General features: G+C 33.5%; 22 protein-coding genes. 6 read left to right on the top strand and 16 right to left on the bottom strand.

The window, feature by feature from the left end:
- Nucleotides 1-53: 53 nt before the first annotated feature.
- On the bottom strand, nt 54-1,460 hold the full coding sequence (treP, locus tag DS031_RS03325) for a PTS system trehalose-specific EIIBC component (protein ID WP_113804514.1): 1,407 nt from the start codon (nt 1,458-1,460) through the stop codon (nt 54-56).
- Nucleotides 1,461-1,833: 373 nt separating this feature from the next.
- Between treP and DS031_RS03320 the strand changes: the two genes are divergently transcribed.
- Nucleotides 1,834-2,505: a GDSL-type esterase/lipase family protein gene (locus DS031_RS03320; protein ID WP_113804513.1), complete on the top strand. Its 672-nt coding sequence runs from the start codon at nt 1,834-1,836 to the stop codon at nt 2,503-2,505.
- A gap of 42 nt (nt 2,506-2,547) precedes the next feature.
- Here DS031_RS03320 and DS031_RS03315 read toward each other — a convergent pair whose 3' ends face one another.
- The 8 genes from DS031_RS03315 to DS031_RS03285 form a co-directional block, all read right to left on the bottom strand.
- Nucleotides 2,548-2,784: a hypothetical protein gene (locus tag DS031_RS03315; protein ID WP_113804512.1), complete on the bottom strand. Its 237-nt coding sequence runs from the start codon at nt 2,782-2,784 to the stop codon at nt 2,548-2,550.
- A 16-nt stretch (nt 2,785-2,800) separates the two neighbouring features.
- Entirely contained in the window at nt 2,801-3,109 is a 309-nt protein-coding gene (locus tag DS031_RS03310; protein ID WP_113804511.1) for a DUF5634 family protein, read from the bottom strand.
- A 136-nt stretch (nt 3,110-3,245) separates the two neighbouring features.
- Complete coding sequence (locus tag DS031_RS03305) at nt 3,246-3,797, bottom strand: HD domain-containing protein (protein WP_113804510.1); 552 nt, start codon at nt 3,795-3,797, stop codon at nt 3,246-3,248.
- A 16-nt stretch (nt 3,798-3,813) separates the two neighbouring features.
- Nucleotides 3,814-4,914 carry a M24 family metallopeptidase gene (locus DS031_RS03300; RefSeq protein WP_113804509.1) on the bottom strand — a complete coding sequence of 367 codons (1,101 nt, stop codon included), beginning with the start codon at nt 4,912-4,914 and terminating at the stop codon, nt 3,814-3,816.
- Nucleotides 4,915-5,273: 359 nt separating this feature from the next.
- Nucleotides 5,274-6,203, bottom strand: coding sequence for a PD-(D/E)XK nuclease family protein (locus tag DS031_RS03295; RefSeq protein WP_181832990.1), 930 nt, complete (start codon nt 6,201-6,203; stop codon nt 5,274-5,276).
- A 102-nt stretch (nt 6,204-6,305) separates the two neighbouring features.
- Nucleotides 6,306-8,207 carry an LTA synthase family protein gene (locus DS031_RS03290; protein WP_113804507.1) on the bottom strand — a complete coding sequence of 634 codons (1,902 nt, stop codon included), beginning with the start codon at nt 8,205-8,207 and terminating at the stop codon, nt 6,306-6,308.
- A 446-nt stretch (nt 8,208-8,653) separates the two neighbouring features.
- Nucleotides 8,654-8,809, bottom strand: coding sequence for a hypothetical protein (locus tag DS031_RS23455; protein WP_181832989.1), 156 nt, complete (start codon nt 8,807-8,809; stop codon nt 8,654-8,656).
- Between the two features lie 17 nt (nt 8,810-8,826).
- Nucleotides 8,827-9,012, bottom strand: a complete 186-nt coding sequence (locus DS031_RS03285; RefSeq protein ID WP_113804506.1) for a hypothetical protein — start codon at nt 9,010-9,012, stop codon at nt 8,827-8,829.
- Nucleotides 9,013-9,146: 134 nt separating this feature from the next.
- On the opposite strand from DS031_RS03285, the gene DS031_RS23450 reads away from it, so the two are divergent.
- Both DS031_RS23450 and DS031_RS03280 read left to right on the top strand, forming a co-directional pair.
- A complete protein-coding gene (locus DS031_RS23450; protein WP_181832988.1) occupies nt 9,147-9,311 on the top strand; it encodes a hypothetical protein in 165 nt (54 codons plus the stop codon).
- A 172-nt stretch (nt 9,312-9,483) separates the two neighbouring features.
- Complete coding sequence (locus tag DS031_RS03280) at nt 9,484-9,753, top strand: hypothetical protein (RefSeq protein WP_245947175.1); 270 nt, start codon at nt 9,484-9,486, stop codon at nt 9,751-9,753.
- A gap of 63 nt (nt 9,754-9,816) precedes the next feature.
- On the opposite strand, the gene DS031_RS03275 is transcribed toward DS031_RS03280, so the two are convergent.
- Nucleotides 9,817-10,119, bottom strand: coding sequence for a hypothetical protein (locus DS031_RS03275; protein ID WP_113804505.1), 303 nt, complete (start codon nt 10,117-10,119; stop codon nt 9,817-9,819).
- Nucleotides 10,120-10,373: 254 nt separating this feature from the next.
- On the opposite strand from DS031_RS03275, the gene DS031_RS03270 reads away from it, so the two are divergent.
- Nucleotides 10,374-11,231: a peptidoglycan bridge formation glycyltransferase FemA/FemB family protein gene (locus DS031_RS03270; RefSeq protein ID WP_113804504.1), complete on the top strand. Its 858-nt coding sequence runs from the start codon at nt 10,374-10,376 to the stop codon at nt 11,229-11,231.
- A gap of 48 nt (nt 11,232-11,279) precedes the next feature.
- Here the strand turns inward: DS031_RS03270 and DS031_RS03265 are convergent, their stop codons facing one another.
- Nucleotides 11,280-13,133, bottom strand: a complete 1,854-nt coding sequence (locus tag DS031_RS03265; protein WP_181832987.1) for a cation:proton antiporter — start codon at nt 13,131-13,133, stop codon at nt 11,280-11,282.
- A gap of 399 nt (nt 13,134-13,532) precedes the next feature.
- Between DS031_RS03265 and DS031_RS03260 the strand changes: the two genes are divergently transcribed.
- The gene (locus tag DS031_RS03260) at nt 13,533-14,876 is read left to right on the top strand and encodes a 5'-deoxyadenosine deaminase (RefSeq protein ID WP_113804503.1); all 1,344 of its coding nucleotides are present in this window, start codon (nt 13,533-13,535) and stop codon (nt 14,874-14,876) included.
- A gap of 24 nt (nt 14,877-14,900) precedes the next feature.
- Here DS031_RS03260 and DS031_RS03255 read toward each other — a convergent pair whose 3' ends face one another.
- A complete protein-coding gene (locus tag DS031_RS03255) occupies nt 14,901-16,088 on the bottom strand; it encodes a GNAT family N-acetyltransferase (RefSeq protein WP_113804502.1) in 1,188 nt (395 codons plus the stop codon).
- A 15-nt stretch (nt 16,089-16,103) separates the two neighbouring features.
- A complete protein-coding gene (locus tag DS031_RS03250) occupies nt 16,104-17,657 on the bottom strand; it encodes a hypothetical protein (RefSeq protein WP_113804501.1) in 1,554 nt (517 codons plus the stop codon).
- Between the two features lie 163 nt (nt 17,658-17,820).
- Between DS031_RS03250 and DS031_RS03245 the strand changes: the two genes are divergently transcribed.
- Entirely contained in the window at nt 17,821-18,621 is an 801-nt protein-coding gene (locus tag DS031_RS03245) for an alpha/beta hydrolase (RefSeq protein ID WP_113804500.1), read from the top strand.
- A gap of 77 nt (nt 18,622-18,698) precedes the next feature.
- Here DS031_RS03245 and DS031_RS03240 read toward each other — a convergent pair whose 3' ends face one another.
- From DS031_RS03240 to DS031_RS03230, 3 genes are all read right to left on the bottom strand, one after another.
- On the bottom strand, nt 18,699-19,142 hold the full coding sequence (locus tag DS031_RS03240) for a hypothetical protein (RefSeq protein WP_113804499.1): 444 nt from the start codon (nt 19,140-19,142) through the stop codon (nt 18,699-18,701).
- Nucleotides 19,143-19,295: 153 nt separating this feature from the next.
- Nucleotides 19,296-21,746 (bottom strand): Lon protease family protein, encoded by a 2,451-nt coding sequence (locus DS031_RS03235; RefSeq protein WP_113804498.1) that lies wholly within the window; start codon nt 21,744-21,746, stop codon nt 19,296-19,298.
- Nucleotides 21,747-21,915: 169 nt separating this feature from the next.
- Nucleotides 21,916-22,779, bottom strand: a complete 864-nt coding sequence (locus tag DS031_RS03230; RefSeq protein ID WP_113804497.1) for a hypothetical protein — start codon at nt 22,777-22,779, stop codon at nt 21,916-21,918.
- Nucleotides 22,780-22,858: the final 79 nt, after the last annotated feature.

The following is a 22,858-nucleotide window of genomic DNA, read 5'->3' as shown; positions in this document are numbered from 1 at the left end:
TAATTGCGGCAATAGCAACTAATTGAAATCAACTAGCTGCTAATACCACACTATTATTTTTTAACTTTTGCAATTGTAAAGGTTGCAGCAAAGGGTACAATTAGTACGATTGCCATTCCAAGAAAAAATGCTCCCCAGTTATCTGGAAAAATAGAAAGGAAGCCCGGCAAACCTCCTACACCGATAGAAGATGCTTTTACTTTATTCATTGTAATGAACAATCCTGCAATTGCTGAACCAATCAGTGCAGCAATAAACGGATATTTAAATCGTAAGTTTACCCCGAACATTGCCGGTTCTGTAATTCCTAAAAACGCTGAAATCGCTGAGGTAAATGATAAACCTTTTAATTTTTCATCCCTTGTTGCAAACATCATTGCAAGTGCAGCAGAACCTTGAGCAATATTTGATAATGCAAGCATCGGCCATAAGAATGTGGCACCTGTTGCACCAATTAGTTGAATATCTACCGCTAAGAAGGTATGATGCATACCAGTAATAACAAGCAGTCCGTATAAACCACCATAAATAAGTCCACCTAGTGCTGCAAAATTACCAAAGATTGCAACTAAACCTTCAGTAAGAGCATTTGCAACTGCAAATGTCATTGGTCCAATCGCAATAAAAGAAATAAAACCTGTAACAAGAAGTGTAATAGGAGCTACGATTAACAATTTAAATGCATCTGGGACACGTTTATTTAAAAAACTTTCTACTTTAGCAAGCACATAGGATGCAATTAATATCGGCAGCACTTGTCCTTGATAACCAATCTTTTGAACTTCAAGACCAAATAAATTCCAATAAGGTACGGTTCCTTCCTGCACAGCTTCTGCATATCCCCATGCATTTAAAAGTGCCGGGTGCACAAGCATTAACCCAAGAACAATACCGAGCAGTTCATTTCCACCAAACCGTTTAACCGCTGACCATCCAATTAAACCAGGAAGAAATACAAAAGCGGTATTGGCAATTAAATTAATAATGTCAGCAAGATCTTTCCATGCTGTATGAACATCAATAAATGACTGATCTCCATAAAAAATTCCAGGGCCTGTTAAGATGTTGTTAATTCCCATTAATAAACCAGCAGTTACGATCGCTGGTAAAATCGGAATAAAAATGTCCGCAAGGGTTTTAATTGCGCGCTGAAGTGGATTTAAATTTTGAGCTGCAGCATCTTTAATCTCCTGCTTTGATGCTTGACCAATACCCGTCATTTCTACCATTTCATTGTACACTTTATCAACCGTACCTTGACCAATTACAACTTGAAACTGACCATTTGTTGAGAATGAGCCCTTCACAAGATCAAGACTATCAAGCTGATTTTTATTAACTTTACTTTCATCTTTCAAAGCAAAGCGAAGTCTAGTTACACAATGCGTTGCCGCTGAAATATTTTCTTTGCCGCCAATGGCTTCGACAATTTGTTCTGTAGATTGTTTGTATTCACTCATTGTTTCTTTCCCCCTGTTAGTATCGGTTTCAAAGCTTTTCATTTACTTAACTCATCATTTAAATCGTTTACATTCAGTTCGAACTTGTATATACATGATTGAGTACGTTTACATTTTATCTTGTATATACAAGACTGTCAATAAAAATAATTATAATTTTTTTATTGGTCTTTATACTACATTCCTTATTAGTTGTTATTCAAAACAAAACTCTATCCACCTTTAACAATGTGAAGTGCGATTCTTTAAATAACATGGAATAAGATTGAAAGATAATTTATGATTATTTTAAATATTAAAACAATCCTGCATACAATAAACTATGTGATAAAAGATGACCATACTATGAAGATGGTTTAAAGGAGTGGCAGGTATGTCTTTGAGGAATTATAAGACAAATGAAATGCTGCAGTATGTTGTATTAGGGGATTCATTGTCAATGAGTGTTGGAACGTCCTTTTTTTCTTCAGGTTTTCCAGAACGTTATCTTTACTTTGCAGAAAACATACTAAAAAAACCGATTTATTTAAACAATTTTGCTCAATCTGGAGCTACAACAGAAGTCGTATTAAAATGCATAGAAGTACCGTTTATAGCAGAGAAAATTCACCAAGCACAAATGATTACGTTAACTATAGGAAGAAATGATGTTATACAAGCAGCGGATACTTTTATAAGGCATAAAAATAAAAAAGCTTTTATTACAACCCTTCGTAATTGCAGAGAAAATATGAATAGAATTTTTGATCAAATTTATAAGTTAAAGCAAATGAGCCATCACCCTTTTATCGTTCGAGCTGCGAACATTTATAATCCGCTTCCTGAAATAGATGAATCTGCATACTGGATCAATCAATTTAATAAACATTTAGATACCTTTACATCACTTCCTCATGTTAAAATAGCCGATATTTACTCTATTTTTAAAGAAAAAGAAAAAGATCTGCTTTCAAAGGATCTTCTTCATCCTAACGAAATAGGTTATCAAAAAATTGCTGAAGCCATTAATCAATTAGGATATGAACCTCTATTAAAAAACACCTAAAAATCTTAATTAAAAACACCGCAGAAAATTCTGCGGTGTTTACTACTCACCAATATTATTTTCAAACCACATTTGCAGCTCATTTAAAGAATTAAAACTGTAAATCTCTTCACCGTTTTGTCCATCATCAAATCCAACTTTTTCTCTTAAGGTAATTTGTCCTTCTTCTCCCGCTACGAGTACCGCATAAGGATGATTAAGATTAATGTAACGTGCATCTCGATCGGTATCAAACCAATTCTTACTGCGTAAAAACTCATGAATCTTTTGACTGCTCATTTTCCCACCCGCTATTTTAATGTCCAATACGATCAATTTGGTTAAATACTTGATCCAATGTTTTACAATTTTTCATTTCGTTTCCTTCTATTTGAATTGTCCAGTTTGAATCTTTTACTGCGAGCTCACCTTGTTGATTTTTTTCATATGGCAGATGAACCATAAATACTTTATTGTCTTTTTTAATGGTATAACCCATATAATATGTTTCTCCTTCCCCTTCTTCTTCATAAATGCCAACCTCATCAAGTTTATATCGTTCAAGCATAGGTTCAAGGGAATGATTCATCCCTGAAATCACTTCTTCTCTGCTTAAAAAATCCATGGCTGCACTCCTTTCACATGTCTTCTTCCTTATCATGCCCAATAGGACTTATTCATAATTATAAAAAGCTTGTTTATGCAATCGAGATAAATAAAAAAATTAAGCGCCCCCTATGAATACTTACTTATTTGTAATTTTAGTTAAAAACTTGTTCAATTGTGAGCTGCAGCTCTTGGAAAAGAAAGGCTTCTTTTTGTTCTGTCGTTAATCCCCATAAAAGACTTTTCAACACATTTTTATAATACCAAGCTTGCTGTTCCTTTCCTCGTTTGAAACGATCCCATACCCGTTCACCCTGCTGCTTAGAGGCATCCATTATTGTAGATAAGTTATGCAGTTTATCAGCACATGCAACCAGCTTAATATCATAGGAAGCTGTTTTTAAATAGATAATTGTGTGTCTTTTTCGCTCTTCCCATGATTTTGATTTATCCGGTTCTGAACAACCAAGCACAATTTTAGCTACTTCATCTCCAAATTGATGTTTAATTTCATTAATGGTTACCTCTGTATCTTCAATCACATCATGAAGAATCCCCGCTGCAACGACTTCCTCCCTGCATCCTGCTTTCAACAGCAGCATTCCAACAGTAAAAGGATGAGAAATATATGGAATAGTTGTTGACTTTCTATATTGATTCTCGTGCGCCTTTGCAGCTAATTCAATTGCTTGAGTAACTATTGACATAAACATTAACTCTCCCTTATGTAACAATTTGAAGATTTTTAGGATAATGTGTAAATACCTGACAGCCATCTTTTGTAATGAATAAATCATCTTCAATTCGAACGCCGCCAAGATCTGGAAGATAAATACCCGGTTCTATTGTAAATACCATACCTTCTTGCAGTACACCGTCATTTTTGGAGTTCATTGATGGATATTCGTGTACATCAATACCAAGTCCATGACCAATACGATGTGGAAAGCATTTATCATAACCACCATTTGTAATAATTGTTCGTGCGGTTGTATCTAAATCTCCTATTCTAATACCAGGCTTACATATTTCCAATGTTTCAAGCTGTGCCTTTAAAACAAGTTCATATATTTCTTTTTGTTTTTCATTTATTTTCTTATAGACAACTGTTCTTGTAATATCAGAACAATAACCATCTAACCTTACACCAAGATCAAACAGTACAAAATCCCCTTCTGTTAATTTTCGGTCCCCGGGATGACCGTGGGGTTGTCCCGATTTTTCACCAAACAATACCATTGTCGAAAAAGACATTTCTCGAACACCTTTTTTCTTTAACGCATATTCAACAGCAGCAACTACTTCCATTTCTGTTACACCTTCTTTTAACGCCTGCACACCTCTTTTAACACCAAAATCAGCAAGTTTAGCGGCAGCTGATAAAACAGTGATCTCTTTTTTATCTTTTATTAAACGAAGTTCATTCATCTTTGTTTCGAGAGAATGAAGGCTTGCATTTGGATAACGCTTAATAACCTCTTCTGCGCGTTTGTAGGACAATTGTTCTTTTTCAACAGCAATGCTTTCAGCTTCTTTAATATTCCGTTTCTTCAGGGATATATGTATAAGTTCCCACGGATTATCAGAGTCACTGTAGCCAATAATCTCACCCTTCCAGCCTGCATCTCTAGCTTGGGAGACTTCCATACCTGGACATACTAAAAAAGGCTCTTCTTCTGAAAAAACAAGTAAACCCACTAAACGTTCATGCGGATTTGTATAAAAGTTTGTTAAATAAAATACATTTGCTGTGGAAGTAAGAAGTGCAAAGCAATGATTTTGTTCTTTTAACCACTGAGCTAAATGTTGAAGTCGCTGATTCATGAAAACACTCTCCTTCAATTTTAGAATATGGTTTAAAAAGGAATCAACTATAGTGTATGCAGAAAATTGAATGTGTTTATTATAAATTATTTTAAAAATATTCAACAGAATTTTACTAATAGTCTTACAATCATTACAAAAAACCCCCTCTACTAGAGGAGGTTTTTGAAACACACAAGAGGAGTAACAAACGTTTTACTCTATATGCAGCTGTAATCGCAGCTTCATCGTATTACCATAAAGTATGTTTTCTATTATTAGTGTTTTACGTTTATCTAATAGCAGTTTATGAATTCACTGTAATAAAGAAAACGGCTAATGCACAAAAAGAAAAAATAATTTAAAATCTTTTATTTATATTACACTATGCTTTCTACACACACTTCACGAAAATTACAGGTTTTACATTTGAATGAGCTTGGTGATGCTTGAAATGACTCCATATGTTTTGGTTTATTATCAACAGGATCTTCAAGATAGTTTTTCATGCTGTTAATACTTTCTGACATCTTTTTTTCCATCCATTCTACTTCCTCTTCATATACATCCACATCTTTATTCGTTCCATAGAGTAAGTATTCAATTCGAGCTTCGATATTTTCAACATCAATCCCGTAACGATAGTGCACATAAAGAACATATAAATAGATTTGCTGCACATGATCATCATCTTCTTTTCCTGTTTTCCAATCAACAACAATCCATTTGTCTCCTTTTTTGTACAGCAAATCCGGAATAGCAAATAACTGCTCCCCTTTAAACGTAATCGGCTCAGAAAATTCTTTTGGATTGTCTACTTCAACCAACTCAATTTTCTCTGTGTTGTTTATGATTTCTTGGACTGACTTACTTCTTAGAAAGTTTAATGTACAGCAATTAATTCTTGTTTTAATTGTATCAATTGGAAGCTCCTCATTATAATAAGACTCATGAAGCATTAATACTTTTTTAGGCGTTCGAATAAATGCCGCTTTGTTTCTAGAATCTGCTACAGCTTTGTTTAATTCCTTGCGTAAAAAACTTTCAAGCTGATCAATAGTTGGAAGTCTCCCTTCACGACTCCAGTAATTAAATGCGTGAAAGGTTAATTCCTGTACTGCGTTACCGAACACCATATAAAGGGAATTTAATTTTTTCAGACGATAAATTCTTTGTATTTCAGGGTCGGCATTTTTCGACCACCCAAAATGATAACCATAATAATTATAATAATATTCTCGCAAACAACCATTAAATGAACTATTTCTTGAATAGGACCATGAAAATGAAGGATACGGACCGATTGCCATTCTATTCATCCTCTTTTCTATTTCTAATTATTAGTTTCATTTTAGTAGTTTCAAGCTTGAAACACAATAAAAAGCCCGCAGCACTGTCCTGCGGGCACCTTTTTATTCTGCTAATTGCTTTTCTTCAATCTGTTCATCTATAAAACGGAGCAGATCACTATAAACAACTTTATCAGACATTTCAAGTTCTGTTCTCGTTTTTTCAACATAAGGTTCACATACAGCACTATCAATCTCTTCACCTGCTGTTTTATCATAGCAAATGTTTTGTTCAGAGGAATAAACATAATGACCCGTAATGAAGCTGCCATCGCGCTGAACCGTATAACTTTCACGATCCTCTGCGAACAAATCTGAACCAAACTGAATATCGCTTGGTTCTTCAATACCTAGTAAATGAAGGATAGTTGGTTTAATGTCAACTTGCCCGCCAACAGTATTCATTACCTTTCCTTTCATGCCCGGAATGTGAATAATGAGAGGTACTTTCTGCAGCTGAATATGTTCAAATGGTCGTATTTCGGTACCAAGAATTTCACTCATTGCACGATTATGATTTGAGGAGATTCCGTAGTGATCTCCATATAAAACAAAAATTGTATTATTATACAAACCATTTTGCTTCATTTGATCAAAAAATTGTTTAAGTGATTCATCTAAATAACGTACTGTTTGGAAATATCGGTCAACAGAACTATCTCCTGTTTCTGTTGGTGCAATCATTTCATCTTCTTCATTATTTAACACATAAGGATAGTGATTTGTTAATGTTAAAAACTTCGCATAAAAAGGCTGCTTCAATCCTTGGATTAAGGGCATTGATTGTTCAAAGAATGGAATATCCTTTAATCCATAATTTACGGAATTTTCTTCTGTAACATTGTAATATTCTTGTGAAAAGAACTGATCGTAACCAAGTGATTGATACATTAAATCCCGATTCCAGAAGCTTTTATTATTACCATGGAAACTTGCTGATGTATAACCATACTTATTTAAAATCTCAGGTGTTGCATTAAATTCATTCCCTGCATTTGTTGTAAATACAGCACCTCTTGGCAGGCCATATAATGAATTATCAATCATAAACTCTGCATCAGAGGTTTTACCTTGACCCGTATTATGATAGAAATTTTGAAAATAATAGCTATCATTAATTAAATCATTTAAAAATGGTGTAACTTCTTGGCCATTCACTTCCATATTTATCACAAAATTTTGCAGAGACTCCATCGAAACGAGCACTACATTTTTATCTTTTGCCACTCCATAGTACTCATCGTTTGGCGCTTTTTTCTCAGAATAAACATAGTTTTGCACTTCAGCAAGCTCATTACTATTAGCAAAGGTCCGTTGTGCAGAAGACTTTGTACTCATCACAGCATCATAAATATGATAATTGTAAACTCCAAGAAGCTTTACTAACATTAAACGATCGAATGTTCTTGTTAACAGCTGTGGACGCTGCGCTTCCGCTAAACCTATGTTAATGCTTAAAATAGCTAACGCAGAAGCAAATACAATCGCAACTGTTTTCTTATTTGCTTTCTTTTCAGGGAGATGCTTTTGAAGCATCGACAAACCAAGAACAATAAAGAAGTCAACAAAATATAATAAATCTGTCCCGCTCATTAAGTTTTTTGCACTACCGCCAAGATCTCCAAAGTTTTTAAATTGGAACAACACCGGAATGGTAATAAAATCATCAAAAAAACGATAATAAACGACATTTGCATAAAGAATAAAAGATAAAAGAAAATGGATGATTAATATAGCACGTTTTTGTCTTTTTTCGCTAACATACAGTGCCATTCCAAAAAAAAGCAGCGCCGAACTTATTGGCGTTATAAAAAGAATAAACTCTTGCATTTTATTTTCAATATCTAGTTCAAATGAAAAACGAAGGGCAAAATAAGATTTCATCCAAAATAAAAAAATGACTGTTATGAAAAACAGCGCAAATTTACTTTGGAGCCATCCCTGATCCTTTATTTTTCGGAACATGCAATACACACTCCTCAAATTTAAATAATTAAATAGATTCATTCATATAATCTACTCTCATTCTATTAATCTGTCATTTTTTTTAAATGAAGGTAAATAAATACAAAAAATTAAAAATGTATTGACTGTAAAAACCTCATATTTTTTACTCCTTATATAGTTATACTCTTGAATAATCAATTATCCTTCTTTTTGAATTCTTAAATATTTTCATTTCTATCATGCTGATATAAAAATAAACAATCAGTTCTATACACCCTTTATACTATGTTTGCGTCAGCATATGCATGATAGAACAGTTAAGTGAGCAGTTTTTTATGTCTTAAAAGTATTCGTCCAACCACTTTATTTTTAGGGGTTTCTTTTAAGAATTTAAAATAAAAACGGCTCAATTTTTCATATAATAACAGTAAAAAGATGCTGGAAAGTTGCCAGCATCTTTTTCTTTAACGATAACTTTGAAATTCATCTATACCACGAAGCTCCCGTTCAAATGTAATTTCTTTAGATAACTCTGTTGGAATTTTATATTGTCCTGACAACCCTTCTGGTGGCTTATAGGGGGTTTCATCTTTTGTTGGAATATTATCACGTTCTGGCATTCTTATCTCTCCTTCCCTTAAAATCTTCTTGCTCTACTTTCAGCAATTTTATTAAGAATTTTTTTCGAATCACCTTTTGCAATTTCTTCGGAAAATTCTTCAGGTAAACGGTTAAGTGCATTTTCAAGATAACCTTTAGATACTTCTACAGAAATCGTACCTTTTTTACCAGGCAGTTCTTTTTCATATTTTCTCTCGATCACCTGCATCCCTCCAACAAGTATTCTTTACTTATTTTGCAGAGAATAAATCAAAAAATGTCTGGTAATTTTTCACTAAATGATTATAAAAAGATAGGGTATATTAAAAGAAGATAAATCAATAAGGAGGAACTTCAATGGCTAAACAAAGTAAACAAGGACGACAAAATGGTAACCAAACACAAGATCAAAATGCAATGCAGCGCGGGAAAAATGATATTGAATTTGGCAGTGAATATACAGTTGGTAACACAAAATCTCAAAGCCAAAAGAAAAGCGGCCGTCAAGTGAATAAAAAATAATCCAAACATACTAACATTAGCAGCACAGACCAAGGCCATGGTTTGTGCTGCTAATGTTAGTATGTTTATTGTTTCTTTGCTGCTCTTTACAATCATTCTTGAAACAGCTGCACATAAGCGTTTATTGTACATACAATAAATTTAAATAACATGTAAAAAGATGGTGAATGGCTTGTTTTATCATAACTATTATCACTTTCGAAACAAAAATAGAGAATTGTCTCAAGTTGGCACAGCATGGACTGGACGACACGTTGTAATGGTTCACTGTAATCCACTTACGAATCGTTTAATTAAAATAGATACCAGCCTGCATGCCCCTTTGGAGCCCCCTCATCAATTATGTTCAGAAACCTTTTCACAGCTGCTTAGCACTGGTTATCAAATTACTGCGGCTGTTATGCTGTCAACAATTCATGTCATCTATATTTTTGTAAACTAAGGCGAGAACAATAAATTTATATTTTTAAATACGATATGTGAAATATTTTAATTTATTAACGATCTATTCTCTATAAATACGATTATTATAAATTTTTTTTACTATTTGATGGGCTTTGTGTCGATCACTTTTTTTTACATATATATCAAACTGTTTTTGATCAATAACTGTACGATCAGGATTATCAATATCAATAATTGTTTTTATTTTATACATAACCCCTTCTCTTTCTAAATTTGAAATAAGCAGCGAGTACTCCTTATAACCAAAAGCCGTATGAATAATCTTCCAATTGTAAAATAGAATGAAACGAACAGCCGCAAAAACAACTCCCACTGCAGCAGCTATAAATAAATAGAGTACCATGGAATAACCCCCCAAATCTATTTAATAATTTCTGACATAAAGTTTTATCCATATTACTTTTTAGATTAAATTTCAACTTTTCCTGCTTTGAAATTAAAAGTTATTAATTTTTTATAGGATGAGCCATTTTAAACAACTATTTTGCGGTCTTTAGATCTGCTAACATAAATTAAACCATTATTCATATAAATAATATCGTCCATTAACGGAAGAAATTTGAGATTAACTATTGATCATTCTAGGAGGGATGTGAAGTGCTTATTAAGTATAGACGCGGGTTACTTAAAATCACTGAAATATTCGGCACTGAACTTAGAGACTATCATTCAGTTTCTTCCACCGATTTAATTATTGATACTAAATTATTAATTTCGCCTGTTCAAAATACGGCTGTTAAAAAAATCGATAGAAAAAATTCATTAAACCTATACAATCAAACTTTAGTCATTGATTTACAAAAAGAAAACGAAGTGCTTTTTAAAGAAATTCATAAAAATACTAAATATAAAATTAATCGTGCAGAAAAACGTGATCAATTAAATTATTATGAACTTACTTCTCCAACAAATAAACAGATTAAAAAATTTGCTTTGTTTTTTAACAAGTTTGCTAATCATAAAAGAATTCCAAGGTGTATAATGAGTAAATTAAAAGCATTGCGAGATAAACAGGCTTTAGTCATTTCATATATTACAAATAAAGAGCAGCAGGTAATATGCTATCATGTTCATATTTTAGATGGTCAGCAAGGTTTTTTACTCTACTCTGCCTCTTTACGCTACTCAAAAGACCATTTACCTGAACGCAATTTAATTGGACGTGCGAACCGATATTTACATTGGAAAGATAGGCTGAGTTTCAAGAAAAAAGGGTGCATGTGGTACAATTTTGGCGGCATATGTATTGATGAAAACAATCAAGAAACTCAAAACATTAATCGTTTTAAAAGAGGATTTGGTGGAACAGAAGTTCATGAAGACAAAAAAACATATGCGAAAAGTCTGCTTGGAAAGATTGTTCTAATAATTTTCAGATGGAAATGGAGAAATAAACCCGAACATGTAAGGGCAAGGAATTTAGCGAATTCATTTCAACATTCCCATCACTTATAGATTATTCTTTAAAACCAAGAGCAGAGCTTATCGTCATTACTAATTTTATTATTTATGGTGCTGCATCTCCTGCTCTTGTTCTAACTTTTCTTGAATTTTATTGAATTCCTTACTAGGAGAGGTTAAACTAACGACTACATCCCCAACACTTGCTCCAATATTTGTATCTTCAACAAAAAACTCTATTCTACCCGTTGGTTTCAAGATAAATAAAAGAAGTGTCTCCTTATTACGCTCTTTTAAATACTTCTCAAAACTATATCTTTCAGTTATATTTGTTTTTCGAAATACATAACCGCTTTCGACCTTTTTATTAATTTCTTCCCAAGAAGCTTCTTTTTTAAAAAGAATTCTTCCTCCTATTGTATGAACTAGATCTTTAAGGTCATCCCCCCGTTTGTTACGTAGGCTTAATTGAAAAACATTATTCCTTCCAATACTCGGGATAAATGTTGTACAAACAAGCGCATTATAGGAATCGAGTTCAGTAGCTGTAATCATATATTCATATGGAGTTAAGTCCAGCCGATATTCTGTTTGCTCTGATAAAATTTCTCCATGATAGAATGATACCCCCGCTTTTCTGGCTGGATGAAGTCTTTGCCACGAAGAATCAGCAATTAACACTGGAATATTTAAGTCTTGTAACACTTTGGCAAGAGCGGTACTGAATATACTGCTTCCTATAATTAAAACACCTGGTTGACTATTAATGGCAAGGTCTAATTTTTTGGCAAGCCAGCCGATTGAAAAGCCATGAACGCAAACTGTAGAAAATACAAGCGCAAATGTAATTGGTGTTAAAATAGAGGCATCTGTAAAACCTGCATCAAGAAGAACACTAGAAAAATAACCAGAAACCGTTAATGCAACAATTCCACGCGGTGCAATCCAACCAACAAGTGTTTTTTCTTGTTTTGATAAATCAGTGCCAGATGTTGACAGCCATATGGAAAGAGGACGTACAATAAACAGCATTAAAAGAACAAACACTGCAATATTTATATTTAAAATTTTATACAACGTATCAACTGTAAGTGAAGCTGTTAACATAACAAAAATTGTAGAAATAAGTAAAACTGAAATGTTTTCTTTAAAATGCCGCATATCTTCAATAGAAGAAATATGTCGGTTTGCAAGCGTCATTCCCATTGCTGTTACAGCAAGCAATCCTGTTTCATGCATCATTTCATCGGATAAAACAAAACATGTAATAACGACTACAAACACGACAGGCGATTTTAAGAACTCAGGCACATGACCTTTTTCAAACATCCAGCCGATTCCTCTTCCGCATGTCCATCCAATAATAAGAGCAAAAATAGAGGCTAGAAAAAATAACAACAATGTCATTGCCGTTACCTTTTCATCCATTAAGAATTTAATAATTTCAAATGCAAAAACTGCAAGCAGCGCCCCGAACGGATCAACAATAATGCCTTCCCACTTCAGAATCGCTGCAGGTCGCGGCTTTAACTTCGCCTGCCGCAAAAGCGGTAAAATAACAGTTGGCCCTGTAACAATAAATAAACCTCCAATCACAAAAGCAACAGCCCATGATAAACCGGCTACATAATGAGCTGCAAAAGAACCAAACAGCCATGCAAGAAAGGCACCTATTGTAACAATCCGAACAACCGGAGCGCCAAGCCCGCTCACTTCCCTAAAATCAAGGTTTAAACTTCCTTCAAATAAAATAATAGCGACTGCAATTGAAATAAAAGGATGAAATAATGCACCAAAATCTTCTTTCGGATCAATCATTCCAAAAATTGGGCCGACAAGTAAACCAACAATTGACATGACAACAATAGCTGGTAACCGAAAGCGCCAAGCAACCCACTGTGACCCTATTCCAAGAGCACCGATTAACATCAAGTTAAATAATATAGAATCAATCATAAACTTTCTCCTTCTTATAACCCTCAGAATTGTATAGATAATAACAGAATAGAGGGACCTTTTATTTTTAAAAGTTTAGATAAAAGATATAAAAATTGACAACTTTAAAATTTTTTATTAATATCAACTTTTCTACTTCTGCTATCGATTATGTATGTGATCTTTTTTCCCTTAAAACCTTCCCTTGAAACAATTATTACTTCCTCTCTACACCAATACGTCCATGTTTTAATATCAAATCTTTATAAAGAATCTCTCTATAACTGGCATTTTTTCATTTAATAGTTCATATTCTAGCTTATTAGGGACTTTTTCTTTCATACTCCTAGCGTATAATCTTTAAATTAACTAACATATAATTATAGTTTTGTGGATTAAAGAAATGGGAGGGATTCATTTATGGGAAATATTTTAATACAAAACGCTGAAATTATTACGATGAACAGCAATGAAGAGATTATTAACGGAGATCTATTGATTAAAAATGATACTATTCAATCCATTGGAAAAAACTTAATTCCTTCCACAGATGATATCATCATTAATGCAAAAGATCGAACAGTTATCCCCGGCTTTGTTCAAACACACATTCACTTATGTCAAACACTATTTCGCGGTCAGGCTGATGATTTAGAATTACTAGATTGGCTAAAACAGCGGATTTGGCCCCTTGAAGCAGCTCATGATGAGGAATCTGTCTATTACTCTGCCATGCTTGGAATTGGGGAATTAATTCAAAGCGGGACTACAACCATTGTAGATATGGAAACCGTTCATCATACAGATTTTGCATTCCAAGCCCTCGCAAAAAGCGGCATTCGTGCACTATCTGGAAAAGTAATGATGGATAAAGGAAATGAAGTACCTCTTGCTTTACGCGAGAATACAGCAGAATCCATTCAAAAAAGTGTGGATTTAATGGAAAAGTGGCATGGATATGAGCATCAGCGCCTTCAATATGCATTTTCACCTCGATTTGTTATTTCCTGTACAGAAGAGCTGTTAATAGAAGTCCAAAAACTATCAGAAAAGCACCATCTCTTCGTTCATACTCATGCTTCGGAAAACAGAGGAGAAATTGCAATTGTTGAAGCTGAAAAAAGGATGCGAAATATTGTCTATCTCGATCATCTAGGACTTGCCAATGAAAGGCTAATTTTAGCACACTGTGTATGGCTTAATGAAGAAGAGAAACTCATTATTCAGGAACGCGGCGTAAAAGTTAGCCACTGCCCAGGATCTAACTTAAAGCTTGCTTCAGGAGTTGCTGAGATTCCAGATATGCTTAAGCGCCATATTTCATTAAGCTTAGGAGCAGATGGCGCCCCATGTAATAACAATTTAGATATGTTCAATGAAATGAGATTATCCGCTCTTCTTCAAAAGCCGCTTCACGGTCCAACCGCAATGGATGCGAAAACGGTATTTCGAATGGCGACAATTGGCGGTGCAAAAGCAGTTGGACTTGAAGATCAAATCGGGAGCATAGAGGTTGGTAAAAAAGCAGATCTTGCCATTCTTAACCTCCAAAATTTTCATACCTTTCCCTCTTTTGATGTAGATCCTATTTCGCGCATTGTGTATTCAGCAACACGCGCCGATGTCGAAACTACGATCATTAATGGTCAAATCATTATGGATAATCGTAAATTAAACACAATTGATCAAAATATTGTTTTAAAAGAAGCAAACAAATCCATTCAGCGATTGTTAAAACGAATGAAAAAAAATCCCATTGCTTAATGCAATGGGTTACTTTCAAACTTTTTAAAAAAAATCGATAAAATATGTTGTTTTCTTTGAAATCAATTGTTCCCACACCGCTACTTCCTCTTTGTTTCCTTTTAATTTTCCAATCTCGCACAAAAAAGTTGGACGCTGATAACCAAGGAGCATAGCTGTTAATGTTTGAATATCACACTGCAGGCCGCGCTTTGGAGGATGAGCGCATGCCATCTTTTCTGTTTTCTTTTCAAAATGCTTTACAAGTAATCCATTCTTACTATTTTGAAGATGAAAAATTCCGTTGTTCCATGAAGCAAATTCATCATAAACATGTAAAAATAGTGATCGAGAAGGCTTAAGAGGATATTGAGTTAAAAAATCTTTCACATCGATAATTCTTGCCATAAAGTATGGAACAACTTCCTGTTTAAAACTTGGGTTCTCAAACACAAAAGAAAACTGATCACTTTCTGGAACAGTTAATTGAACAGTATGGACCATGGAATCATGTTGACTAATGAAATTCCATAACCCACATCGTGCTTGTTCATTTAAAAAGATCAATTCCTCTACTTTCATCCGTTTATCCTTTACTGTATAAATAGCATAACCTTTTGGTACTTGTTCCTCATCATACCAAACGACCGTTTGGTGATTTTTCTGTGTAAATATAAGGTTCTTCCACCATTCCTCTGATCGAATCAACATTCCGTTATATTTTTTTGCATATGCTGTATAGATTTCATTTAAAAGGGAGCGGTTCTTTCCGATACGTTTTATTGTTCCATCAGCGGCTTCTGACCTAGGAATTTGATTGATGTCAATTGTATACTTTTTATAGGCAATAAATGTTTCCCAACCATATTTGCGGTAAAAGGGAAAACTAAAAGGATGAAGCATAGAAATTGTTTGTCCGTTCTCTTTCATTTTAATCAATACTTTTTTTAACAACTTTTTAACCATACCTTTACGACGATATTCGGGCCATGTGGCAACACTAGCTATCCCTCCCATATAAAAGGGAACTTCTTGAATAAATACTTGTAATGATAATAAATGCAGCTTTGAAGCTAGATCTTCGTTTTGAAAATAGCCCCACACTTCATTTTCCTTTATTCTGTCTTTTTTGCGAGCCTTTTCTTCGTTTGTTAATTTGTATTGAAAAGCAAACTGAGAAAGTGATAGCGCTTCATCTAGTTCATTTTTTGTTAAAATGCGAATTTGATCCACTGTTATCCCCCCTTTTTAAACCTGTTTCACACCTTCTAAGTGATTTAAACTGTAATGTTCTTTTTCAAGGTTGTCTTTCCGTTTCTTTAAATAGCGCTCTTCCTGCTTCTGTGACATGATTTCTTCAAAAAGAAGGCTTTCTTTTTCTTTTTGTTCGCTTAACTGCTTAATAAGAAGCTGTTTTGTTTTCTCATAATGCTGAATAGCTTTATGTTCTAAGCCAACAAACGAACTGTAATAAATACTAAGTTCTGCAGTCAGCCGCTGCAGGTGTTTATCTGCCTCTTTTTCTAATTGATTAATTTCAACGTTTAAATCCCACTTTTCAATTGCTGTTTTTAGCTTATCAAAAAAGTCTATCTGTTGTCGTTTAGAGACTTTCTTATAGTTTCGATTATCAATTTTTTCAACTGTTTTTATATAAGAATCAAGAACAAGCTCGAACTTTGTACTTACAGCAAGGAGACGAAGTTCATTAAAGGAAGTTTCTTTTAATTTTACTGTGATTTTATTTTTTTCTGTATGAAGAAGACTTTTTACTTCTTTTAGTTCATGCTGTAGTCTTTGAATAATTGTTTTTGTTTGGGATAAGATGCTTTCTGTTTCTTCAATTTTTTGTTTTTGATCAGACAGCTGCTTCTCAACACGACGATAACGTTCATAAATAATATTCCATGTGTTAATTAGCGGCTCAAGCGTTGGAAGGTTATTAGATTGTTCGCTCATGTATGGAAGAACAATTTGTAAAATCGTGAATGGTAAAAGGCGCTTTTGCAAACTTTTACTTTGCTTCTTATATAAAAGAGCCCCACCACCTACTAAAGAAGGAATAATAACAAGAGGATTTGAGCTAATACTAAATGGAAGAGTAAAGCCAAAAGCTTTTGAAAATTGAGCAAATAAGTGTAATAATTGATTATAAAATGAAAAACTGCTTGTTTCCGCAATAATTGAGAAAACAATGCTTAATCCGCTTGTTTCCATTTTTCTGCGCATTAATTCTTCAGAAAAATCTTCAATTCCAAGTTTTTGTTTAATTTTCTGCTGCTGGTCATTAGGTAAACCATAAATATAATCATTTATTTTTGAAGAAAATTCCTTTTGGTTTTCTAGCATCATTTTTTGAAAACGTTTATTAAAGCTATTAATCAGCTCATTCAACTGCCATTTGATCACTATGTTTAGAGAGGAAATTTGTGTATTTGCCTCACACAAACTGCGAAATGATTTGTCATGATTTTTCAACATTTCGCATGTCTTGTTTACAATGTCTAACGCTCGCTCTTCAATCTCTGCCTTGTTGGAGTAAGAACCACCATACAGATTCAATACTTTTGATATTTCCTCCATTAATTCAAATTGAAGCTCTTCATCTTTTTTACCTTTTAAATTTTTCACCTCTTTTTCAATTTGATTTGTAAAATAATTATGGTCACTGTTTATAAACGTATTGCTAAGCATTGATGCCATTATATCTAATATACTTGTCCGGCAAAACATGACATAGGCAATTCTTAATTCGTTTCCTTTTAGAGATACTAACGCCTGCGTAAAGATTTTTTCATCCATTTTAGACCTCCAGTTTTGAAAACGACATCTATAGCATTACTTTCACATAACCTAATCATTTTCCTGCTTAAAATCTTCATTTTAATTCAAAAACCCTATCTATATAAAATAAAGGATGAAAGGTTGAATCTTGTAAACAATAAAGAAAAAAGGGGGTTTTGCAATGAAAGTTGTTGAACCAAAATCTTTCACTTTTGAAGGAGGAAATCGAGCGGTTCTTCTTTTACATGGATTTACTGGTAATACGGCTGATGTTCGTATGCTTGGAAGATATTTGCAAAGCAAAGGCTACACATCACATTCTCCTTTATATAAAGGACACGGCAAACCGCCAGAACGATTTATTGAATCAACCCCTCAAGATTGGTGGAAAAATGTCATCGATGGGTACAATTTTTTAAGAGATAGCGGCTATAAAAAAGTTGCAGCAGCAGGGATATCTCTTGGTGGAGTCTTTTCACTAAAACTGGCATTAGAATTACCTTTAGTAGGTATTGTGCCAATGTGTGCACCAATGGGCCTTCAAAATAAGAATATTCTCCGTAACATGGTCCTCTCTTATTCAAGAGAATATAAAAAACATGAAAGGAAAAATGATGAACAAATTGAACAGGAATTAAACATCATTGAAAGGAATTCATTAGAGATGATTCAACTGCTTCAAAAGCTTGTTGCTGATGTTCGAGAGAATCTTAAACACATCACTGTACCCACATTTGTTGTCCAAGGTAGACATGATAAAGTGATTAACCTAGACAGTCCTGAAATCATCTATCATACGGTTAAAACAGAAAATAAAAAGTTAAATTGGTATGAGCAATCAGGCCATATTATTACACTTGAAGAAGAAAGAAATCAAGTTGAAGAAGATGTTTGCAAGTTTTTAGATACCCTTTCTTGGGAGGAAGAAAACAAACTTGATGATGGCGTTTCTAGCGAAAAAGCACCACAGATTTGGTGGTAAAAAAAGAAGATGGGAAGGATAATGAGCCATCTTTCCCTTCTTCTTTTCATTATTTAAACTACATTCTTTTTACCTTCTTAAAAAGAATGATTGAAATCAGCAATGTTATTGTAATGATTTAGCTTTTCTGATGCAGTAAAAAACTTCTCTCGATCACGTTCTTCTAATGATTTATCGAGCTGATGCTGCCAATAGTTAACTTCTAGCTGAAAATCAAAAATTGTACAAAGCTGATCATTCTCTAAATGCTCTAATAAACAATCAAGCGACATATAAAGCTGATTTTCGTTATTAATAATTACTAATGTATACCATCCAATATCAAATAAAAATTTACGTTGATTTGTTAATTCAATAATATCGCCTTTATTAATTTTTTGTATACCTGTTTTAAGCTGCGTTTGGTTATAGTAGGGACTAAAACATTCAATTTGATGCTCAATATGTTGTAAAGCAATTAAACTTCTTTGGAAACTTTCTTTGGAAAAGTTATGGTTGTATCGATATGCTCGCTGACTCATTTTCTCTCCCTCCTAATTAACGTTTCCCCCCTTAATCGTCACTTTAATCCTGCTATCCTTTATATATTTATTTACATTTTAACAACACTCTATATAGAGAGGTTTGTTAACAGCGCCTCATAAAAAAGAAAAAATCTCCTGTTTCTCAGGAGATTATCTTCGTTTATATGGTTTTAATGTTCGTGTTTTTGGCTGAGATTTTTTTGTTTCATACATTTTATTAATGCGCTCTTCAACTTTTCTAAAAAGCGTCCCATCAGGAAAACTGCCTTCCTCATTACGATTATGCCCTGCACATATTCCCGTTAATATTTCGATTCCCTCTGCAATTGTTTCAACAGCCCAAATATGAAACTTTCCATCTTTTATAACTTCAATGACCTCTTGATTTAACATTAAATTTTTAACATTTTGTTGAGGAATAATAACGCCTTGTTCACCAGTTAGACCCTTTTCCTTACAAACATAATAAAAACCTTCAATTTTCTCATTAACACCTCCTATTGCTTGAATATGTCCCCATTGATTCACAGACCCTGTAACAGCAATTCCCTGCTTAATTGGGACATTGGCAAGTGATGATAAAAGACCGTATAGTTCAGTGCTGGAGGCGCTATCTCCATCAATCATATTATATGTTTGTTCAAAGGTAATACTTGCAGACAGTGGTATAGGGCGCTTTTTTGCAAAAACACCAGAAAGAAATCCACTAAGCACCAGTAGTCCTTTTGTATGAATTTGTCCGCTTAAGCTTGTTTCTCTTTCAATGTTTGTAACACCTCCGCCGCCTGCATATGTTTGTACTGTAATTTTGCTCGGCAGCCCAAATCGGTATTCGCTCGTACTCATGACAGATAAGCCGTTAATTTGACCAATTTTTTCGCCATCAGTTTCTACCATAAGAGTTCCGTCTATTATGAGCTGCCTTAATCTTTCTTCAATATAATTAGATCGATATGTTTGTTTTTGGATTGCCTTTTCTATGTGCTGACTCTCAACGATTTCAGCGTTTTCTCGAACTGCCCAATAACTCGATTCGACAAGCACTTTCGTTAAGTCTTGAAATCTTGTAGAAAGCTTATACTGATCAGAAATGAGCCGTGAACTATAATCAACAAGTACGGCAACAGCACTTCGATGAAATGGTTTTAACTTTTCTTTTTCCGCAAATTGCTTTACAAAGGAAACAACTTTTTCAATATGTTCATCATTTCGTTCCATTTGAGCATGAAATTCTGCTTTTACTTTAAATAACTTATAAAAATCTTCATCTAAACTTGATAATAGTTCAAAATAATATGGAGATCCAATTAAGATAACTTTTACATTTAAAGGAATTGACTCTGGCTTCATACCAGCTTTTCCAATTACACTGTTTTCTTCACTTATATTCTCAATAATAATACAATTTGTTTTTAACATTTGTTTTAAACCTTCCCAAGAGTTTGGCTTTCTCAGCAATTGAGAGGCTTGCAAAATTAAATAACCCCCATTTGCCAAATGCAAAGCTCCCGGTTTTATCCGCTTAAAGCTTGTTACTAAACTTCCAAGGGAATTTTTATATTCGATTTTCCCAATTAAATTTTGATATGTTGGGTTTGTTTCATAAATAACTGGTGCACCCTCTTTACCAGCATTATTCACAAAAATGTGAACTGTATAACGTTCAAGTTTTGCGTCTTCATCCAGCAAAGATTCTAACAAGTTATCTTTATTCGCTTTTTGCTTTTTTATAAATATCGAAAAACGTTCAACAATATCAGCTCCGTAAGACTCCAAATAATCAATGATACTTTGATTTCTTTTATATTTTGTTTTTAATATGCTTAAAAATGGCGTTGTACTTTCTTCTAGAATTGTTTTAATTAAATTATTTAAAATACGCGTGATATTACGCTCCACTTTCTGAATTTCCGCTAATATTTCATTTACCTTTTCCTGAACTTTTTCCCTTTTTTTCTTTAAATTTTTTTTCTCAACTTCATCTAATTCATTAAACTCTTCATCTGTCAATGATTTTCCATTTCGAATTGGAAATGTTGCAATTTCTGTATCAGATTTCTCAATGCCTAAATTAAGTGTATTGGCGTAGTTTTCAACATCTTTCCATTTTTGATCAATATTATTTTCTAATGATTGGACTAATAACCTTTTTTTTGTATTAAATTCCTCATCTGTAAAAACACGATTTAATTCAAGCTTTATCTCCATTAATAAATTAGCAATATCTTTTTGAAATTCCACTCCCTTTCCAGCGGGAAAGGAAAGTGCAAGAGGCCGGTCTGGATTTTCAAAATTATATACATAACACCAATCATTCGGGGTAGATTTATCTTTTGCAAAAGCGGCTGCTTTAATTTGAATGAATGTTGTCTTACCTGTACCTGAAGGACCTGCTGCAAAAATGTTGTACCCTTGTTGTTCAACAGAAAGGCCAAATTCTACTGCTTCTACCGCACGTTTTTGCCCAATAATTTCTTCTGTTTCTTTTGTAACATCTTCTGTTGTTTCAAACAAGAAAATTGCTGGATCACATATACTCCGCAGCTTTTCCAACTCTACTCTCTTTTTAGTTTTCATATCTGTATCGTTATGTGTGTGCATCCCTTCGTCCCCCTATAGGCTATGTATATTAAAATTATGTTAATAAAAGAGGTCTAATGACAAAGCATTAAGGAATTTAAATATAAAATTAGCCAAGTACATCTCATCATTAATTAGAGGAAAATAATAACAAGCCATCTAAAGAAAATCTTCTTTAGATGGCTTGTTATTATTTTCCATTTCCAATCATTTCATTTATATTCATTTTCTTTGCATATTTAATAAACTCACGATATCCTGCACGCGTCACATTAAAGTATCCATCAACATATCCTGCCTTTTCCAGATATGTGATTGTCTCTTGAGGAAGAATATGATGAAGCCTTAGAGAGTGAAGCTTCTCATTTAAATCATCAAAAGAAGCTTTTAAAATAAAATCCGCATGTACAATATGAACAATTTTTTCAATCTGTGGATCTCCTCTTAGTATTTTTTCGGAGACCACCTGCTGTATTTTACCTTTCATTTGTGTTAATTCCTGTTTAAGGTTAAATGCCTCATTTTCTTTTTGGACGATTTTCTCTCGATACAGATCTTTTTCTTCATCTTGCAATTTTGCTTTTAAAAATAATTCTTCTAGAATTTGAGTTTTATCCCATTCAATTCTTTGCAGCTCTTTTTTCTTCTCCACTTCTGCCAAATCGTTTGCTTCTTCCTCAAATTCTTTAAGTTCTACCTCTACTTCCTTTTGAGAAAAAATTTCATCTGCTTCTTCATTTTTAATTTCAGCAGATAATGCCTTTTCCACACTCGACATATCGTCAATCTTTATTATTAATGCATTTAATTTTTCAGTAAGTGTTTTTACTTTTGAATAATAAAATAAGGAAAGACTAATTGAAAATAAAGCCAAAAAAAGTGAAATAAAATCAGCAAAACGAAATACAAATTGTGCAGTTGCAATTTTATAACAAATTAATACAGTAAATGAAACCACTACAAATACTTTAAGCCAACTGTTTCGATTCTGGATTGCATCACTCTCTTTAGAAGGTGGTTTCCTTTCCTGTAATTTACGGAAACTATCAGACATCCTCTTTCCTCCATATCTAAAAATTTCAAATTATGGTTGTTTCATTTACATGAACACCACTGCTTCAAATATTGATAGC

It is taken from the genome of Bacillus taeanensis (assembly GCF_003318295.1).
GTDB lineage: Bacteria > Bacillota > Bacilli > Bacillales > UBA6769 > Maribacillus > Maribacillus taeanensis.
This window is presented reverse-complemented; position numbering and strand designations above follow the sequence as displayed.

Excerpts from the sequence above, each read along its gene's own strand:
- treP (WP_113804514.1), bottom strand. The coding sequence starts at position 1,460 with ATGAGTGAATACAAACAATCTACAGAACAAATTGTCGAAGCCATTGGC.
- DS031_RS03320 (WP_113804513.1), top strand. The coding sequence starts at position 1,834 with ATGTCTTTGAGGAATTATAAGACAAATGAAATGCTGCAGTATGTTGTA.
- DS031_RS03315 (WP_113804512.1), bottom strand. The coding sequence starts at position 2,784 with ATGAGCAGTCAAAAGATTCATGAGTTTTTACGCAGTAAGAATTGGTTT.
- DS031_RS03310 (WP_113804511.1), bottom strand. The coding sequence starts at position 3,109 with ATGGATTTTTTAAGCAGAGAAGAAGTGATTTCAGGGATGAATCATTCC.
- DS031_RS03305 (WP_113804510.1), bottom strand. The coding sequence starts at position 3,797 with ATGTCAATAGTTACTCAAGCAATTGAATTAGCTGCAAAGGCGCACGAG.
- DS031_RS03300 (WP_113804509.1), bottom strand. The coding sequence starts at position 4,914 with ATGAATCAGCGACTTCAACATTTAGCTCAGTGGTTAAAAGAACAAAAT.
- DS031_RS03295 (WP_181832990.1), bottom strand. The coding sequence starts at position 6,203 with ATGGCAATCGGTCCGTATCCTTCATTTTCATGGTCCTATTCAAGAAAT.
- DS031_RS03290 (WP_113804507.1), bottom strand. The coding sequence starts at position 8,207 with ATGTTCCGAAAAATAAAGGATCAGGGATGGCTCCAAAGTAAATTTGCG.
- DS031_RS23455 (WP_181832989.1), bottom strand. The coding sequence starts at position 8,809 with ATGCCAGAACGTGATAATATTCCAACAAAAGATGAAACCCCCTATAAG.
- DS031_RS23450 (WP_181832988.1), top strand. The coding sequence starts at position 9,147 with ATGGCTAAACAAAGTAAACAAGGACGACAAAATGGTAACCAAACACAA.
- DS031_RS03275 (WP_113804505.1), bottom strand. The coding sequence starts at position 10,119 with ATGGTACTCTATTTATTTATAGCTGCTGCAGTGGGAGTTGTTTTTGCG.
- DS031_RS03265 (WP_181832987.1), bottom strand. The coding sequence starts at position 13,133 with ATGATTGATTCTATATTATTTAACTTGATGTTAATCGGTGCTCTTGGA.
- DS031_RS03260 (WP_113804503.1), top strand. The coding sequence starts at position 13,533 with ATGGGAAATATTTTAATACAAAACGCTGAAATTATTACGATGAACAGC.
- DS031_RS03250 (WP_113804501.1), bottom strand. The coding sequence starts at position 17,657 with ATGGATGAAAAAATCTTTACGCAGGCGTTAGTATCTCTAAAAGGAAAC.
- DS031_RS03245 (WP_113804500.1), top strand. The coding sequence starts at position 17,821 with ATGAAAGTTGTTGAACCAAAATCTTTCACTTTTGAAGGAGGAAATCGA.
- DS031_RS03240 (WP_113804499.1), bottom strand. The coding sequence starts at position 19,142 with ATGAGTCAGCGAGCATATCGATACAACCATAACTTTTCCAAAGAAAGT.
- DS031_RS03235 (WP_113804498.1), bottom strand. The coding sequence starts at position 21,746 with ATGCACACACATAACGATACAGATATGAAAACTAAAAAGAGAGTAGAG.
- DS031_RS03230 (WP_113804497.1), bottom strand. The coding sequence starts at position 22,779 with ATGTCTGATAGTTTCCGTAAATTACAGGAAAGGAAACCACCTTCTAAA.